Below are 14,914 nucleotides of genomic sequence, written 5' to 3' on the forward strand. Positions count from 1 at the left end.
CGTAAGTCGCTGCGGTCTTCATGCCGGCTTATAGGCAGACATACCGCTGACGACGCCAGCCGTAGATTGCGCCTCCCTCGACAGATAACGACTTAGCGGCCATAGACCCATGGGCGAGACAAATAGCCTCGATATGGAACGCAGCCGAAAGCCGGAAAGCGCGGCATCAGCGACAATTACGGCGCGGCAAAAGGCCAGGTCACATATGCTTGTCAGCTCTTGCACGCGGCCGATGCTCTCAGAGCTTTGTCTGCACTGGAATAGCTCGAGTAGGTTTTCTTGCCGACAGCCGTCATCTTAACTCCATCGGGCTTCATAGAGACCACCGTGCATGTCTTGGTGCTCGTGTCCTTGGCGACCCAATAGTGCGTCGCAGCAATTGCGGGAGCACCCAACAAGCCTACTAGTGCGGCGGCGACTATAACAGTGCGTATCATAGTTTCCTCCATTTTCATCGTCCAACGCCAGTCCGCCGTGCCAACATCGAGCGGCGGACGAGCGACCGAATGGGTCAGCCATACATGCGTCCGGGGTCGAATGAACGACAATAAGGAACCATTGTTCCCCCGAAATTTGTCTCCGACCTACAAATTTGCAAATCGCTTGTTGCCTGCGGGCGAGCGATAGATCGCCATACAGTCGCGACACATGCGCCCGACCAAGAACCGCTTTTCAAAAGTTTCCCGGACCCGTGCGCGATCGAGACGAGCTATCCGCCGTAGGGTCTCCACAGCTTCGTCCACGCTGGCTACGATCGGTCCGAACAAAACATCATCGATGACTTCCGGAACGGCACCGGGTCTGAAGGCTTCACCGACGCCGCTGCTGTTCCCATCAACTGGCCGGAACCGTTCGGCCTCTAACCGAGGTCGCACTGCCCAAGAACTCCGCCTTCTGCCGCTCATTGATCTCGCCCATCAACTCGACAATTGAATGCTGAGGCACCTGCGGTCACCCCAAAGCAATTTAAATTCGTCCATCTTGGCCGTGATCTTCAGGGGCGTTCCGGTGCATGCGGAAGTGCCGGTCCGCCTGGTTTTGCTGAAGCGGCGGGGACGAGGCAGGTGCGCCTGTGTCAATCCGGCGACGGGGGCCTTTCGCGCAGTCCAATCACTAGCGGAAGGGACAGCGCACACAGTCCTGCCATCACGAGGAACGCGGGGGGACCGTAAGCTCCATATAGCTGACCTGATACCCAGACAAGGCCGGCGGTGGCGAGCCCTGGGCCTATCGCGTAGAGGGCCTGCGCGGTTGCGGCAAGATGTGCGGGGACACTGCTGGCGATAACACGCATACAGGCAAGATGCAGCAGTGCGAAAGTTATGCCGTGAAGCGGTTGCACGAACGCAAGCATCCAGCCCGCCGCCGTTCCCGCTTCCACGACCCAGCGCAGTATTCCGGCCACGGCGGCCAGAGCAGCGGCACCGGCCACGCCAAGCCGGCGCAGCAGGATCGGCCCGACCAAAACGAACACCACCACCTCCGCTGCAACGGCTTCCGACCAAAGTATGCTGCTCGCTGCCGTGCCAACCCCGGCCGCTGTCCAGCGGATGACCGAAAAGATGTCATGCATCGCATGGCTGCCATAAATCAGCGCCGCAAGCACCACCATGCGCCGGAAAGTCGGAACATCGAGCAGCTCGCGCAGCCCGCCCATTACGCTTTGCCCGACCGGATCGGCAGCCCGCTCGGCGTTGGTGTCTGATTCAGGCACCAGTGCTGCGGCTGCCAGCGCTGCGGCAAGCAGCGCGGCGTACATCCAAATAATCGCATCCAGCTCGAAGATTCCGACCACCTGGCCAGCAGCGAGGGTGCCAACAACGAAGGCGGCCGATGCCGCACCTCGCACCCAGCCATACTCAAAACCCGGCTCGCGCACCGACGCGCCCGTCGCAAGTGCATCGGCAAGGGTCGTGATCGGTGCCAGCCCGGCTGACTGCGTGAGATAAACGAGCAGCAGAAGAAACAGACCTTGCACGGCAGCCAGCCCAATCGTCCCCGCCACCGCGATCCCGATGCAGACCGCCAGGGTGACACGGAGAGCGCCGAAAATGTCTGCAATTCGATTCGCGAGCGGTCCGGCGATCAGCCGGGCAGCGTTGCCTAACCCGAACAGAACACCCAGCTCTTCAGGTGTCAGGCCACGCGCCTCAAAGTACCGTGGCCAGAACGGGGACGCTGTCCCGAATGCCGCGTAAATTGCAGCATAGAGCGCTAAAAACGCCAGCAGCGGGCCGAGACGTGCCATGCCAAAATTCTGCCACGGAAGCGCCTCGCGTCATAGGGAGATCTGGCGGACCATGCTCCTTCCACCTAGAAACCAGCCTCGCGAAAGCGGCTTCGACACGCTACCGTGTTCCTGTGTATCATCGCACTGACGGCAAGGTTAAGCCGGAGGGGCGCCCAGCACGAGCGGCATCGGCAGAGGCGCAAAAATGGAGGTCAAGCCCGACCGGCGAAGACCGCTGGGGCCTTATTGTCGTTTCCTCGGCGAGACGCCCGCCGCACCGCTAACCCGTTTTCCCCGCCGGATAGACACCCTCCAAAACATCATTGAAATGGCGGCTGACGGCCTTGTTGCACTCGCACGCGAGCGAGCGCAGTCCTTCTGGATTGCGCACCGCAAGCCGAGATCGCCTGGTTTCGATGACGCCACGGTGCCTTAGCTCGTGAATGACACGGCTGAGATAGGAGCGGCCGACCCCGAGCATCGTTGCAAGCTGTTCCTGTGTCACCGTCAGGTTTTCGGCTCCCGTGCGTTCTGTCGCGGCCAACAGCCATCTTGCCGTTCGCTGCTCGATCGAATGCGCCGCGCTGCAGGCGACGGACTGGAATACCTGCGCCATCAGGCAATCGGCATAGCGGGCAAACAGGTGGCGCAACGTCAAGGAACGCTCCTTGGCCTCTTCGAGATGGTTCAGGTCGATTCTGAAGAACGAGCCACCGAGTTGAACTTCGGCCCGTGCATACGCCGGGAGCCTGCCCTGGCTGACGATGCCGCCGACCGCTCCTTCACGACCGATGAGCGCAGTCTCGATCGCTCGCCCGTCGCGCAGCACGACACGATAGGAGACCAGGGCCGATCCGCGAGGAAAGTAGGCATAACGGACTGCATCGCCTGGCTCGTGCAGCAAAGTCCCGGCGGGCGCCAACCATTGTTCGAGCCTCGGCTGCAGGATTTGCCAGTCGTCGGCTCTGAGAGCCCGAAGCAGGTTGTTCCCGATCGGGTCTGATCGTTCTCGCGGATTCTCCATAGCACTCCTCTTTCCAAATGGCGGCGTCTACAACGATCCGCGCCGAGAAATGTTCACAAGTGCGCAGACGAGGCGGGCGCGGCTATCTACAAACCGCATAGGGGCGCTGATCCGGGCCTCACCGAGCGCGAGCCGCGGTGCATCGGCTTCCAGGCAGACCGACGGCTGCCGGGGAAGAAAAATGCTGGCGTCTGGATTCCGTGGCGTGGCGCCTCGTGCACGCCGAAAACTGCAACTTTGTGCAGCAAGGCGTGAGCATGAGCGTCAGTGATCGGTCCGATCCGGGGGCCAACGGCTTGCTTCGACTCTATGTCGCCGGCGATGCGCCGGGTGCGCGTCGGGCGCTGGAAAACCGTCTGAGGATAATGGAGGAGTTGGCCGGCGGTATCGAAATCCAGATCGTAGACGTCCTTGCGCATCCTGAAGAGGCGGAAAGGGCCGGCATTCTGGCGACGCCGACGCTCTCGGATGAGTCAACCACCCCTCCACGCCGGCTGATTGGTGACATCAGCAACATCGCTCAGGTTCTCGACTATTTCGGTTATCGCAAGAAGGACAGCGGCTATGACCACAGCTGAAGAGATCCTCGTCGATCCTGCGCTCGAACGCGTCAGGACAGGTATCGAGGCTTTCGACGATCTTGTGATGGGCGGCCTTCCGCGCGGGCGCACCACCATCGTCGGTGGCACGCCTGGCAGCGGCAAAACAGTATTTGCCACACAGTTCCTCGCCCACGGCATCACAATGCGCGACGAACCCGGCGTCTTCGTCACGTTCGAGGAATCGCCGGCCGAGATCGAGGTCAACATGGCCAGCTTCGGCTGGGACATCCGCGGTTGGCGGGAGAACAACAAGCTGGTTTTCGTCGACGCCAGCCCGCGTGACCACGACCAGATGATCATCGGCAATTTCGATTTGTCGGGCCTGCTGACGCGTGTCCTGCACGCTGCGCGACACGCCGCGGCAAAGCGCATCGTGCTGGATTCCGTGACCCAGCTCTTCGACCATTTCGTCGCCGAGCAGACATCGGTGCGTCGGGAACTCCTGCGCATCGCAACAGCCCTCAAGCGGGAAGGCTTGACGGTGCTGATGACCGCCGAACGCAACAGCGAATATGGCGATATCTCCCGCCACCGGATCGAGGAGTTCGTCGCCGACAACGTCGTGATCTTGCGCAACGCGCTGGACCGCGAGCGGCGCAGGCGCACGATCGAGGTTCTCAAGATGCGGGGCAGCCGCCACGTCGAGGGCGAGGTGCCGATCACGCTCGTGGTGAAGCAAGGCATAGTGGCGGTGCCTGCGGCTCGAGCAGCAATCCAGCACCAAGCGGGTGACGAGCGGCAATCCCGAACTCGACAGGATGTGCGGCGGTGGGTTTTTCCGCGACAGCGTCACTCTCGTCAGCGGAGCGACGGGCACCGGCAAGACGCTGCTGGTGACAAACTTTCTGGCGGGCGGGGCAGCGGCCGGCGAACGTGCCTTGCTGGTCGGCTACGAGGAAAGCCGTGGCCAGCTGTTCCGCAACGCGCGCGGCTGGGGCGTCGATTTCGAGGCAATGGAGGCGGATGGCCGGCTGAAGATCGTGTGCATTTACCCTGAAGCGCAGAACTTGCCGGACCACCTGCTGATGGTCCGCGAACTCGTTGAGGAGTTCAAACCTGACCGGATCGCCATCGACAGCCTGTCGGCATTGGAACGGATCGCGCCAGAGACCGGTTTCCGGGAGTTCCTGATCAGTCTCACTTCCTTCATCAAGAAACACGAGATCGCCGGCCTTTGCACGGCCACCAACAAGTCGCTCGTCGGCGGCCAGAGCGCCAGCGAACAGCATATTTCAACCCTTACGGACTCGATCATCCTCTTGCGGTACATCCAGGAGGGAGATTTCATGCATCGCGGAATCATGGTGCTGAAAATGCGCGGCAGCGAGCATGACAAGCAGATTCGACGCTTCGCGATCGACGGTGCCGGCATGCATCTCGGTCAGCCCTTCGACGGCGCCCCCGACGTGTTCGGCGATTCCGCCGCATCCCCGGCGTGAGGAGCGTCGACGTGGCGCGCAGCGCAGCCGAAGTCTCAGACCGACACGGCGATGCAACTCTGACGGGCATTAGTCAACTTGATTTTCGACGGCTGATCGAGAACACGGCCGACGGGGTTCTCGTCGTCAGTCTGTTGGGAACTGTGCTTTATGCAAATCCGGCGGCAGCCGCGATTTTCGGCTATCCGGTCGCCGATCTCGTCCACATCCCCCTCGGCCGTCCGGTCATCTCCGGCGAAACCATGGAGATTACCGTCCACCGGCCCGATAGAGCACCAGCCGACGTGGAAATGCGGACGGTTGAGCTCAGTTGGGATGGCAAGCCGGCACTGCTTGCCAGTCTTCGCGACGTTTCAGCGCAACGCGCGCGGCAGGAGCGTCGACGTCAACCGCAAAAGCTCGAAGCGATCGGCCGGCTCGCTGCCGGCATCGTTCACGACATGAACAACCTGCTCGCGGTGTTCGAATCGGGGCTGCGACTGCTTCAGAAGCAGCTGCGCGAGGATCCTGCCAATCCGAACGCGTCGATGCTGATCGAAGAGTTGCTTAAGCGAACCCAGAACGGCGGTGCGCTGACGCAGCAATTGCTCGCGTTCTCTCGTGGACAGTCACTGCGTCCGGAGACAATCGACCTGAATGGACGAATCGAAGCGATGACGATGCTGCTGGAGCGGACGCTGGGGAATGGGATCAGTATCAACCTTGAACTGGATCCAGCACTCGGTCCTGTCGTCGTGGACGCCAATCAGCTGGACGTCGCCATCCTAAACCTGGCTGTGAATGCCAAGGACGCGATGGCCGGCACAGGCACGCTGGCGATCGAGACCAGCGATACCCCCGGCGACATTGAAGAGGTGCCCGCTCTGGCTGCCTCATTCGTTCGGATCACGGTCAGGGATACGGGGTGCGGCATGAGCAAGGAGATCCTGGCCCAGGTGTTCGAGCCGTTCTTTACTACAAAGGCCGATGGCCGGGGGACCGGCCTTGGGCTTAGCCAGGTTTACGGTTTCATCAAGCAGTCCGGGGGGCATATTCGGATCGAGAGTGAGGTCGGCGAGGGAACAAGCGTTCATCTCTTCCTTCCCCGCGCGCCAAACACGGGAACGACCCGCTGCGAAGGCAGGACGAGGCCGGTCTGAACACTGCGCCTGCAATGGCACACCGCATCCACCGCGGCTGAAAAAAGGTGGGCCCGGAAATCCGGGCCCACGGGGAGGAATCGTCAGGCGGTTGAAAGCGGGCGGTTGCCGAAGAACCAGAGGCTTCCGGCAGCCAAGGCCGCCACGATAATACCCACGATTTCATGCGCCCACATGGCCGTCGCCAACCCCGAAAAGCCGAGGGCCCAAGGCGAGACCAGTGTCCACAGCCCAACCGCCAGATTTGCCCATTCCTCATAGGCATGGAAGGCGACCAGCGCACCCACGGCTATCAGGGCAATCACCGCACCGGCGATCCAGGCGTTCCAAGCTGCATAGGTTTCAGCCGCAAAGCCGAGATACCGGGCGACAGTACTAGTGCTATGCCGGCGATCAGATTGACCACATCGATCACCGGACGATTTTCAGTTTTCAGCCATTTCTCCATTGTTCATCCTCCTTCCTTATATGCTCAGTGCACCGCCCCTTGAGCGAGGGCGGGTTCGGCGGCGAGGGATTGCCCTTCGTCACCGCTAAGTTCTCTTCGTCGGCCGGGCCGAACGCGGTCATCGCGCGGAACCGAACCGGCCAGAACGAAGGGCTTGACCTCGTCGGGCTGGAAGCGGTTGCCGGCGATCTCGCGCAGGGCGAGTTCGACGGGCACCGTCACGTCGCCGGTCAGGCGAGGCTCAGCACCCAGGCTGAGCGCCCAGGCCCGCCCGGCCGCCGCGAAACGGTTCGGCACGGTATTTTCACAATCGAGCACGATCATCGGATCCATGATGCCGACCTCACGCTGCCTTCTGCTTCTGTTCAGGAACGGAAACGGCCAGTTTCGCTGTCGTAAGCTGCTCCAGTGCGAGCAGTGCCGATTCCACTTCGTCGAGCCGTGTCGGACGCGCGTTTTCAGGCATCCCCTCGGCCGTCGCGAGATCCACGAGATACTCGTTCCACGCCCAGTTGCGCAGGATGGCGCGTTTCTCGTCGACTGTCAGAAGAGGATCGACAACGAGGTCCATCGGCGATGCATAAAGCGCCTCAGGATCGGCCAATGCCGGTCCATAATGCGAGGCCTGTGAAACGGCACCGTAGCTGCTCGTGTGCAACGCCAGTTGCAGGCGGTTCCAGACAAGGTCCCTGCCGGCCTGCAGCCGCTTTTCGGCGCTGGAAGATTCCGCGGATTTTTCCGCCGCGGGATTTACCTGAACCGAATAAGCGAGGCCCTGACGTTCGGCATAGTCAATGGCCGCCTGAACCGTCGGAAAATCGAGCTCCACCTGAGTCAGCGTGTCACCGCTTCCGGTGTAGCCCATCAGCGGTTCGATGACCGGCGCCATACGGCGCTCGAACACCAGACGCCAGCCTTTCGGCCGCGCACGGCCCGAGGTCGTGACTGAACGGGAAGGCTTGTAGATCCGCGCGACCGCATCACGCGGGAACTCGGATCTGCCGAATGACAGCGCTGGCCTGCGATTGTCGTTTGCCGGTCCGAGATTTTCTACGACTGGTGTGACTTCTCTTTCTTGCTTCTGCATCGTTCATCCTCCCATTTTGCCGAAGGATGCGCCGGAGGCAGCGGGCTGCCGCCTCCGACTTGCTCCATGCGTCAGTGGGTGATCGGGATGCGCTTCGCCTTCGACTGCGAGTTCGGGTTCTTCGGCAGCGTCAGGCTCAGGACGCCATTGGCAAAGGACGCCTTGATCTTGTCGTCCTCGACCTCGTAGCCGAGGGGTATACGCCGCTCGAAGCGACCGTAGAAGCGCTCGGAGTAGCCCTTCTCGCCGGTCTCCGACCGCTTTTCGCCACGCAGGGTCAGCACGTCTTCGTCGAGCAGGACTTCGATGTCCTTCTCTTCCATGCCGGGGACCTCGGCGGTGACGCGAAGCTCATTATCCGACTCCGAAATCTCCACCTTCGGCCAGCCACTATCGAAAGACGAAAGCTGCCCCGCAGCAGGCAAGCGCGTCTCGAAGCTCCTCAACATATCGTCAAAGAGCCTGTTTACCTCGCGGTGAAGCGAAAGGAAGGGATCGCCACCGCTATAGATGCTGGGAGCCTGGTTGTTGTTGCGGCTCCACGGGATAAGGTCACGCATGTTCATCTTCATTCACCTCCATGTTCAACCGCGCGGCACCGGACGACCGCCGGTGCCTGTCGCTTCTGGTTCACTCTGAGTTCAGGCGGCGTTCTTCTCGCCTTCGATCTGCCGTGGCTTCGCCTGGGCCGTGCTGCCGGCGATGGCGATCCGGCGCGGTTTCATCTCTTCGGGAAGCTCGCGCTTGAGTTCGATGTTCAGCAGCCCGTTTTCCAGGCTGGCGCCGACGACCTTCACATGGTCTGCCAGTTCGAACTGCCGCTCGAAGGCGCGCCCGGGAACGCCGCGATAAAGATACTGGCCGTCGTCCTCACCCGATTGCGAGCCGCTCACGAGCAGCAAGTTCGGTTGATGAGTGATGGTCAGTTGATCCTGCGAGAAGCCGGCTACCGCCATTGTGATGCGATAGTCGTCCTCACCGGTCTTGGCGATGTTGTAGGGCGGCCAATTGTCTATCGCGGTGACACGGCTCGCATTTTCGAGCAGATCGAAAATGCGATCGAAGCCGATGCTGGACCGGAACAAGGGGGTAAAATCGAGGTTTGTCTTCATAGCCATATCCTCCTTTGAGCAACATGGATACAAAAGGACGCCAAGAGAGCCTTGACGCCTCCTGACTTAGCGCCGGCCCCATCAGGCGGCCGGCGATTGTCGATTTAGAATGGCGGGTTGCGCGTTCAAGAGGGCGGTTAGGAAAATTTTCAGGCAAGATCCGGACGTATTGGGGAATGGGCGGGAAGAACGCATTGGGTGGTTCTGCTGGCGAATTTTCGCCAGCAGAAAGGCCCATCGGATTCCGGAAGGACGGCGCTTGGGTTAAAGTCGATCGACCAGTGCTGTGAAACCGGCGGCCGCGATGTCGATCTCGTGACTGCGACCGGCGGCGGGAAGCTTCTCGCATTGATCCAATTGGCGCAACGCGTCCATGATGGCATCGAAGCTGACCGGTTCGGTGACCCCGGGCGGCATGCGCAGCGCCGGCATCGACTCCACTGCACAGGCATCCGATGCCCATGACGACAGGATTGCACGCTTCTCCTGGACGTCCAGCGTCTCGTCGATCAGCACGTCCTGAGGCCGCTCGAAATGCCGTGCCGGATGCAGCAACCGGTCAAGAAAAACATCAGGGGCTTCGGGCCCGACTGGGGCAAAACTCGTCGAAATGGCTCTTTCCATCGGTGGTCCCTCCGCTTTCACTAGGCTCCTCTGTTGACATCATCTTGGTGGCTCTCGTGATTTCCACCGACTGAAATTTTGGAGAGTTTCGACCTAATTTCAATGGCGCCAACAAGGCCGCATCCTCACGGTTCAGCCCAACATCAACATTTTTTCGAACCGGTGAAACAATCGGCGTGAATGTCAGTTCTGGCGTCTGAACAAGGCGCGCAGCAGCGCCAGGGCAGTCGGGCAGGAGAGTCAATCATGTCTCACATTTCCAGGAAGCGGCTGTGCATTGGCCTCCTCGCAGGAGTTTTGACGCTCTCGGCTGCCGGCTTTGCTCCGGTTTCAGCACAAGAAATCCCAAACGACTTCAGCGCCATCGTGCGCCAGAAACTGCCGGCGGTGGTCGCCATCACGACCAGGCAGATCATCCAGGACCAAACGACGCTCGACGATTTTCTGAATCCTTTCGACGGCCGCGGGCCTGTCCAGCCGCAGGTGCGGGAAGCGCTTGGCTCCGGCTTCGTCATCAGTCCCGAGGGTTATATCGTCACCAACAATCATGTCGTAGCCGACTCCACCGAAATCCACGTCGTCTTCTCCGACAAGGAGACTTCGCCCGCGCGACTGGTGGGCCGCGATCCAGCAACCGACATCGCGGTGCTGAAGGTCGATCCACGGCCCAACATGACCATCGCGGTCTGGGGTGATTCCGACGCAATGCAGCCGGGTGCCTGGACGATCGCGATCGGCAGTCCCTTCGGGCTCGGGGGAACCGTTACCGTCGGTGTTCTTTCGGCCCGCTCGCGCGACATCCAGGCCGGCCCTTATGACGATTTCCTCCAGACAGACGCCTCGATCAACAGAGGCAACTCCGGGGGTCCCCTATTTAACGCACGCGGCGAAGTGATCGGCGTCAACACGGCCATCGTCTCGCCGTCGGGCGGCAGCATAGGCATCGGCTTCGCCGTGCCGTCGCGAACGGCACGGAGCGTGGCCGATCAACTGATCCGCACCGGCCGGATCGAGCGCGGTTTCATCGGTGTGCGTCTCCAGGAGGTGACTCCGTCGATTGCCGAGGCGCTTGGAATGTCTGGCACCAAGGGAGCGCTGGTCGCCTCGGTCGAGCCCGGCAGTCCAGCGGAGAAGGCCGGCCTACGATCAGGCGACGTAATCACTCGGTTCAACGGCAAGGACATCCAGGGTGTCCATGACTTGACGCTGGCTGCGGCGAACGAAAAGCCAGGGTCGAGAGCGACGCTGACAAGGAAACGCGGCGGCTCCCAGCAGGAGGTCGAGTTGACCGTCGGTCAACGCAAGGACGAGGAGGTGCAGACCGGTGCTGTTCCGAATCCGGAAGCGGCGGATCAAGGTCTCGGGCTGTCGCTCAGCCCAATTCCGGATGAAGCGCGTCAGCAGCTCGGTCTCCAGCCGGGTACCACCGGCGTGTTTGTCCAGGAGGTCGCGCCGAACAGTCTTGCGGCTGAAAGCGGTCTCAAGCCCGGCGATGTGATCGTCTCGGCGAACAACCAGAATGTTACCCAGCCTTCGGATGTCCGACAGGAGTGGGCGAAATCCCGGCAGCAGAACAAGCCGATCCTGTTCCGCATCGAACGGCAGGGACAATCGCTCTTCGTGGCCGTCTCAAAATCTTGAGCGACTATGTGCAGATGAAGATAGCCCAGATCGCACCTCTGATGGAGTCAGTACCGCCCAAGCTTTATGGCGGGACCGAGCGGATCGTTTCCTATTTGACCGAAGAGCTGGTTCGACAGGGCCACGATGTGACGTTGTTCGCCAGCGGCGATTCAAGCACTTCGGCCGAACTTGTGGCGTGTTGCGACGCTGCACTGCGCCTGAACCCGAATGCCCATAACCACATCCCGTATCATGTCATGATGCTGGAACGCGTCCGCCGACGGGCGGATGAATTCGACGTTCTGCATTTTCACGTTGATGTCCTACACTTTCCGATAATCCGTGAGTTCGCGCAGCGAACCGTTACCACCCTTCATGGTCGGCTCGACCTTCCGGACCTGGCGCAGCTTTACGCGATGTTTGACGACATTCCGCTGGTCTCGATTTCCAATGACCAGCGGCGGCCGATGCCGCCGGTCAATTGGCTCGGAACCGTCTATCATGGCTTGCCGCCCGACATTCTCCCCTTCCAGCCCAAGGCCTCGGGCTATCTGGCGTTCCTTGGCCGCATCTCGCCGGAAAAAGGGCCTGAAGTCGCGATGGAAATCGCCGCGCGCGCCGGGATGCCACTGAAGATCGCGGCCAAAATCGACGCGGTGGACCAATCATTTTGGAGTGAGAAAGTCGAACCCCGTTTGCTTCGAAATTCGAAGGTCGAGTTCATTGGCGAGATCGATGAGCGGCAGAAGGCGGAGTTTCTCGGCAATGCGGCGGCGCTGCTGTTTCCTATAGACTGGCCGGAGCCATTCGGCCTGGTAACGATCGAGGCGATGGCCTGCGGCACCCCGGTGATAGCCTTCAACCGCGGAGCCGTTCCAGAGGTCATCGACAATGGAGTGTCCGGAGTGATCGTGGAAAGCGTTGACGAGGCCGTAGACGCAATACGGCGGATAGGCGGTCTCGATCGCGTAAAGGTGCGGGAAACTTTTGAAAAGCGGTTCACGGTGGAGCGCATGTGCAGCGATTATTTGGCAATCTACCACTCGCTGGCGCGCGACCAACGATTCTCACTGGGCTCGCGAAATGGCTTCGCGGCAAAAGCAGATACGGTAACCAGCCCTGTTTCGGGACTGTTGGCTGTCTGAGCCGCCAGAATCCCGCCGGCTTCAGCGACCTTCAACAGCGGAACTTCGCCGAAAATCCGCCAAGGATTCGAAGGACGCTCTCCGCACGCGCGCATCGCGGGATTGATGCGAAACACTATTGATAGGGTATGGCCGGGCGCGGCTATATGAATGAGCGCCAGCATCGGCCGTCTGAACAGGAGGGTTGAGATGAGCATCGAAGTCGAAGAGCGTAAGCTTGATCCAGCCGTTGCTCTTCCCGCACTCGATGAATCGGCCCCGCGCGAGCCGCATAGACAATTTGCGCTGAAGCACGAGGACTGTTTCGTCGTTGCGGACAGTTATGGCGACATACGCGGCACTGGCGACGGGCTTTTCCGCGACGATACGCGTGTGCTGTCGCGCTTCCGGCTGTTCGTCGGCGACCACATGCCCTCGCTGCTCGGCGCCTCGCTGTCGCAGGACAACATCCTATTCACAGCCAATCTCACAAATCTTTCCACAATCGGATCCGACGGTAGTGAGGCACTGCCGGGCGTCGTGCACATCGAGCGGACCAGGTTCATCTGGCAAGACCGCATGTTCGAGCGAATCGCGTTCTCGAACTACTCCCGACGCGAGGTCCTGCTGCCGGTTCGTTTCGACTTTGACGCCGATTTTCGTGACATGTTCGAGGTGCGCGGCACCACTCGAAGCCGCCGTGGTCGCGCCCATGACGCGCTGGTCGGTGAGACGAGCGTCACGTTCCGGTACGAAGGCCTCGACAATGTTTCGCGCCAATCTGTTATTGCGTTTTCGATTAGGCCTGATCAGGTGCACCCCAATCACGCCGAGTTCCTCATTCGGGTGGAGAGGCGCGCCAGAAGAGCATTGTACCTGGAGGTCGGTCAAAACGAAGAAGTGCCATCCAGCGATCGCTTCCGCGCGGCGGCGGCGCGAGCTCGGTTTGCCATGCGCTCAAAGCGTCGGCAGGGCGCCACTATCTTCAGCTCGGGCCGCGTGTTCAACGACTGGCTCACGCGAACACGGGCCGACATTGCCCTGCTGACCACCGATCTGGAGACCGGGCCATATCCGTATGCCGGCATTCCCTGGTTTTCGACCGCTTTTGGCCGCGACGGCGTCATTTCCGCCTTGCAGATGCTGTGGCTGAACCCCGCGCTCGCTCGCGGAGTCCTGGCGTTCCTTGCCCGCTATCAGTCGACAGAGACTTCGATATTTGACGATGCCGAACCCGGCAAGATCATGCACGAGACGCGCAAGGGGGAAATGGCTGTCCTGCGCGAACTGCCGTTCGGCCGCTACTATGGTGGGGTCGACACCACTCCGCTCTATGTCTACCTGGGTTGTTCCTACGCTGATCGCACCGGAGATCAGGAATTCGTGGACCGCATGTGGGATTCGCTATGTGCGGCAATCGGGTGGATGGAGGAGGTGGGAGCTCGCAACGGGGACGGCTTCGTGACCTACAGCAGGGCGGCGGATACCGGGCTTTTCAACCAGGGCTGGAAGGACAGCGCCGATGCGATCTTCCATGCCGATGGTACGATACCGAAGGGGCCAATCGCACTGGTGGAGGTGCAAGGCTATGTCTTCGCAGCCTATCAAGGCATGGCTGCATTGGCAGCCAAACGCGGCGACGCGGCCAAGGCAGCGCACTGGAGCGCCATGGCGGAAAAAATCCGCAGCGCAGTGGAGAGCCGATTCTGGATGCCGGAGCGAAACTTCTACGCCTTAGCAATCGATGGGGAAGGCAAGCAATGCGCGGTGCGCGCCTCCAATGCGGCGCATCTGCTTTACGTTGGGCTGCCATCGGCGGAACGGGCGCAATCAATTGCCGAGCAGTTGCTGTCGGCGCATCTCCACAGCGGTTGGGGCGTTCGCACCTTGGCCGACGACGAGCTCCCGTTCAATCCGATGTCCTATCATAACGGCTCGATCTGGCCGCATGACACGGCAATCTGTGCCGCAGGACTAGCCCGCTATCAGCAGCGCACCAGCGTCGTGAAGCTTTTGAGCAGCATGTTCGAGGCGGCGGTCCAGTTCAACATGCGGCTTCCGGAGCTGTTCTGCGGCTTTACGCGCGCCATCGGCGACGCGCCGATTGCTTATCCGGTTGCCTGTCTGCCGCAGGCGTGGTCTGCCGGTTCGGCCTTCATGATGTTGCAGGCCTGTCTTGGGATCCGCATCGATGGTTGGAAGCGCGAGATCAATGTCGAACGCCCACGGTTGCCGATCGGCATCGACAACATCGTCATCCGGCATTTAGCCGTTGGGGAGGCGAAGGTCGATCTCAATTTCCAGCGCGTCGGCGACCGGGTTGTCTGCTATCTCGGTGAACGGCACGAGGGCCTGGTGCCGCTGGCCGTTCGCTCTTAGCAATCGCAGCCGGAGTGCCTGCCATCGGCTTCGAGATACTGCTGGCGTTTGCCTGGCGAGCTGGTCTTGAAGGTAAAAGAGGT

General features: G+C 61.0%; 13 protein-coding genes and 2 pseudogenes. 7 read left to right on the forward strand and 8 right to left on the reverse strand.

The annotated features are described in order from the left end of the window. Window positions 1–1,075: 1,075 nt before the first annotated feature. Both FJ978_RS01425 and FJ978_RS01430 read right to left on the reverse strand, forming a co-directional pair. The gene (locus tag FJ978_RS01425) at window positions 1,076–2,248 is read right to left on the reverse strand and encodes an MFS transporter (RefSeq protein WP_013895413.1); all 1,173 of its coding nucleotides are present in this window, start codon (window positions 2,246–2,248) and stop codon (window positions 1,076–1,078) included. Window positions 2,249–2,510: 262 nt separating this feature from the next. After that, window positions 2,511–3,152, reverse strand: a complete 642-nt coding sequence (locus FJ978_RS01430; protein WP_342447410.1) for a Crp/Fnr family transcriptional regulator — start codon at window positions 3,150–3,152, stop codon at window positions 2,511–2,513. A 359-nt stretch (window positions 3,153–3,511) separates the two neighbouring features. Here FJ978_RS01430 and FJ978_RS01435 point away from each other — a divergent pair, with 359 nt between their 5' ends. The 4 genes and pseudogenes from FJ978_RS01435 to FJ978_RS01445 all read left to right on the forward strand — a co-directional run bounded on the left by FJ978_RS01435 (window position 3,512) and on the right by FJ978_RS01445 (window position 6,434). Further along, window positions 3,512–3,832, forward strand: a complete 321-nt coding sequence (locus FJ978_RS01435; protein WP_013895415.1) for a circadian clock KaiB family protein — start codon at window positions 3,512–3,514, stop codon at window positions 3,830–3,832. A gap of 67 nt (window positions 3,833–3,899) precedes the next feature. Beyond that, window positions 3,900–4,490 (forward strand): annotated as a pseudogene (locus tag FJ978_RS33040) (ATPase domain-containing protein); the annotation flags it as partial. 124 nt (window positions 4,491–4,614) lie between these two features. Continuing rightward, window positions 4,615–5,295: an ATPase domain-containing protein gene (locus tag FJ978_RS33045; RefSeq protein WP_246678019.1), complete on the forward strand. Its 681-nt coding sequence runs from the start codon at window positions 4,615–4,617 to the stop codon at window positions 5,293–5,295. An 11-nt stretch (window positions 5,296–5,306) separates the two neighbouring features. Next, the gene (locus FJ978_RS01445) at window positions 5,307–6,434 is read left to right on the forward strand and encodes an ATP-binding protein (protein ID WP_140569567.1); all 1,128 of its coding nucleotides are present in this window, start codon (window positions 5,307–5,309) and stop codon (window positions 6,432–6,434) included. A gap of 83 nt (window positions 6,435–6,517) precedes the next feature. On the opposite strand, the pseudogene FJ978_RS01450 reads toward FJ978_RS01445, so the two are convergent. The 6 genes and pseudogenes from FJ978_RS01450 to FJ978_RS01475 all read right to left on the reverse strand — a co-directional run bounded on the left by FJ978_RS01450 (window position 6,518) and on the right by FJ978_RS01475 (window position 9,705). Next, window positions 6,518–6,882, reverse strand: a pseudogene (locus FJ978_RS01450) (SPW repeat protein). A 24-nt stretch (window positions 6,883–6,906) separates the two neighbouring features. Further along, the gene (locus FJ978_RS01455) at window positions 6,907–7,215 is read right to left on the reverse strand and encodes a DNA-directed RNA polymerase subunit omega (RefSeq protein WP_140569568.1); all 309 of its coding nucleotides are present in this window, start codon (window positions 7,213–7,215) and stop codon (window positions 6,907–6,909) included. A gap of 10 nt (window positions 7,216–7,225) precedes the next feature. Continuing rightward, the gene (locus FJ978_RS01460; protein ID WP_140569570.1) at window positions 7,226–7,969 is read right to left on the reverse strand and encodes an NADH dehydrogenase ubiquinone Fe-S protein 4; all 744 of its coding nucleotides are present in this window, start codon (window positions 7,967–7,969) and stop codon (window positions 7,226–7,228) included. Between the two features lie 71 nt (window positions 7,970–8,040). Next, complete coding sequence (locus tag FJ978_RS01465; protein ID WP_140569571.1) at window positions 8,041–8,535, reverse strand: Hsp20/alpha crystallin family protein; 495 nt, start codon at window positions 8,533–8,535, stop codon at window positions 8,041–8,043. Between the two features lie 75 nt (window positions 8,536–8,610). Next, a complete protein-coding gene (locus FJ978_RS01470) occupies window positions 8,611–9,081 on the reverse strand; it encodes an Hsp20 family protein (protein ID WP_140569572.1) in 471 nt (156 codons plus the stop codon). Between the two features lie 264 nt (window positions 9,082–9,345). Further along, complete coding sequence (locus FJ978_RS01475; RefSeq protein WP_140569892.1) at window positions 9,346–9,705, reverse strand: hypothetical protein; 360 nt, start codon at window positions 9,703–9,705, stop codon at window positions 9,346–9,348. Between the two features lie 246 nt (window positions 9,706–9,951). Here FJ978_RS01475 and FJ978_RS01480 point away from each other — a divergent pair, with 246 nt between their 5' ends. From FJ978_RS01480 to FJ978_RS01490, 3 genes are all read left to right on the forward strand, one after another. Beyond that, the gene (locus FJ978_RS01480) at window positions 9,952–11,346 is read left to right on the forward strand and encodes a Do family serine endopeptidase (RefSeq protein WP_140569574.1); all 1,395 of its coding nucleotides are present in this window, start codon (window positions 9,952–9,954) and stop codon (window positions 11,344–11,346) included. A gap of 14 nt (window positions 11,347–11,360) precedes the next feature. After that, window positions 11,361–12,473 carry a glycosyltransferase family 4 protein gene (locus FJ978_RS01485; protein WP_140569895.1) on the forward strand — a complete coding sequence of 371 codons (1,113 nt, stop codon included), beginning with the start codon at window positions 11,361–11,363 and terminating at the stop codon, window positions 12,471–12,473. Between the two features lie 189 nt (window positions 12,474–12,662). Then, window positions 12,663–14,831 carry an amylo-alpha-1,6-glucosidase gene (locus tag FJ978_RS01490; protein WP_013895426.1) on the forward strand — a complete coding sequence of 723 codons (2,169 nt, stop codon included), beginning with the start codon at window positions 12,663–12,665 and terminating at the stop codon, window positions 14,829–14,831. Window positions 14,832–14,914 lie beyond the last annotated feature (83 nt).

This window comes from Mesorhizobium sp. B1-1-7 (genome assembly GCF_006442705.1).
Classification (GTDB): domain Bacteria; phylum Pseudomonadota; class Alphaproteobacteria; order Rhizobiales; family Rhizobiaceae; genus Mesorhizobium; species Mesorhizobium opportunistum.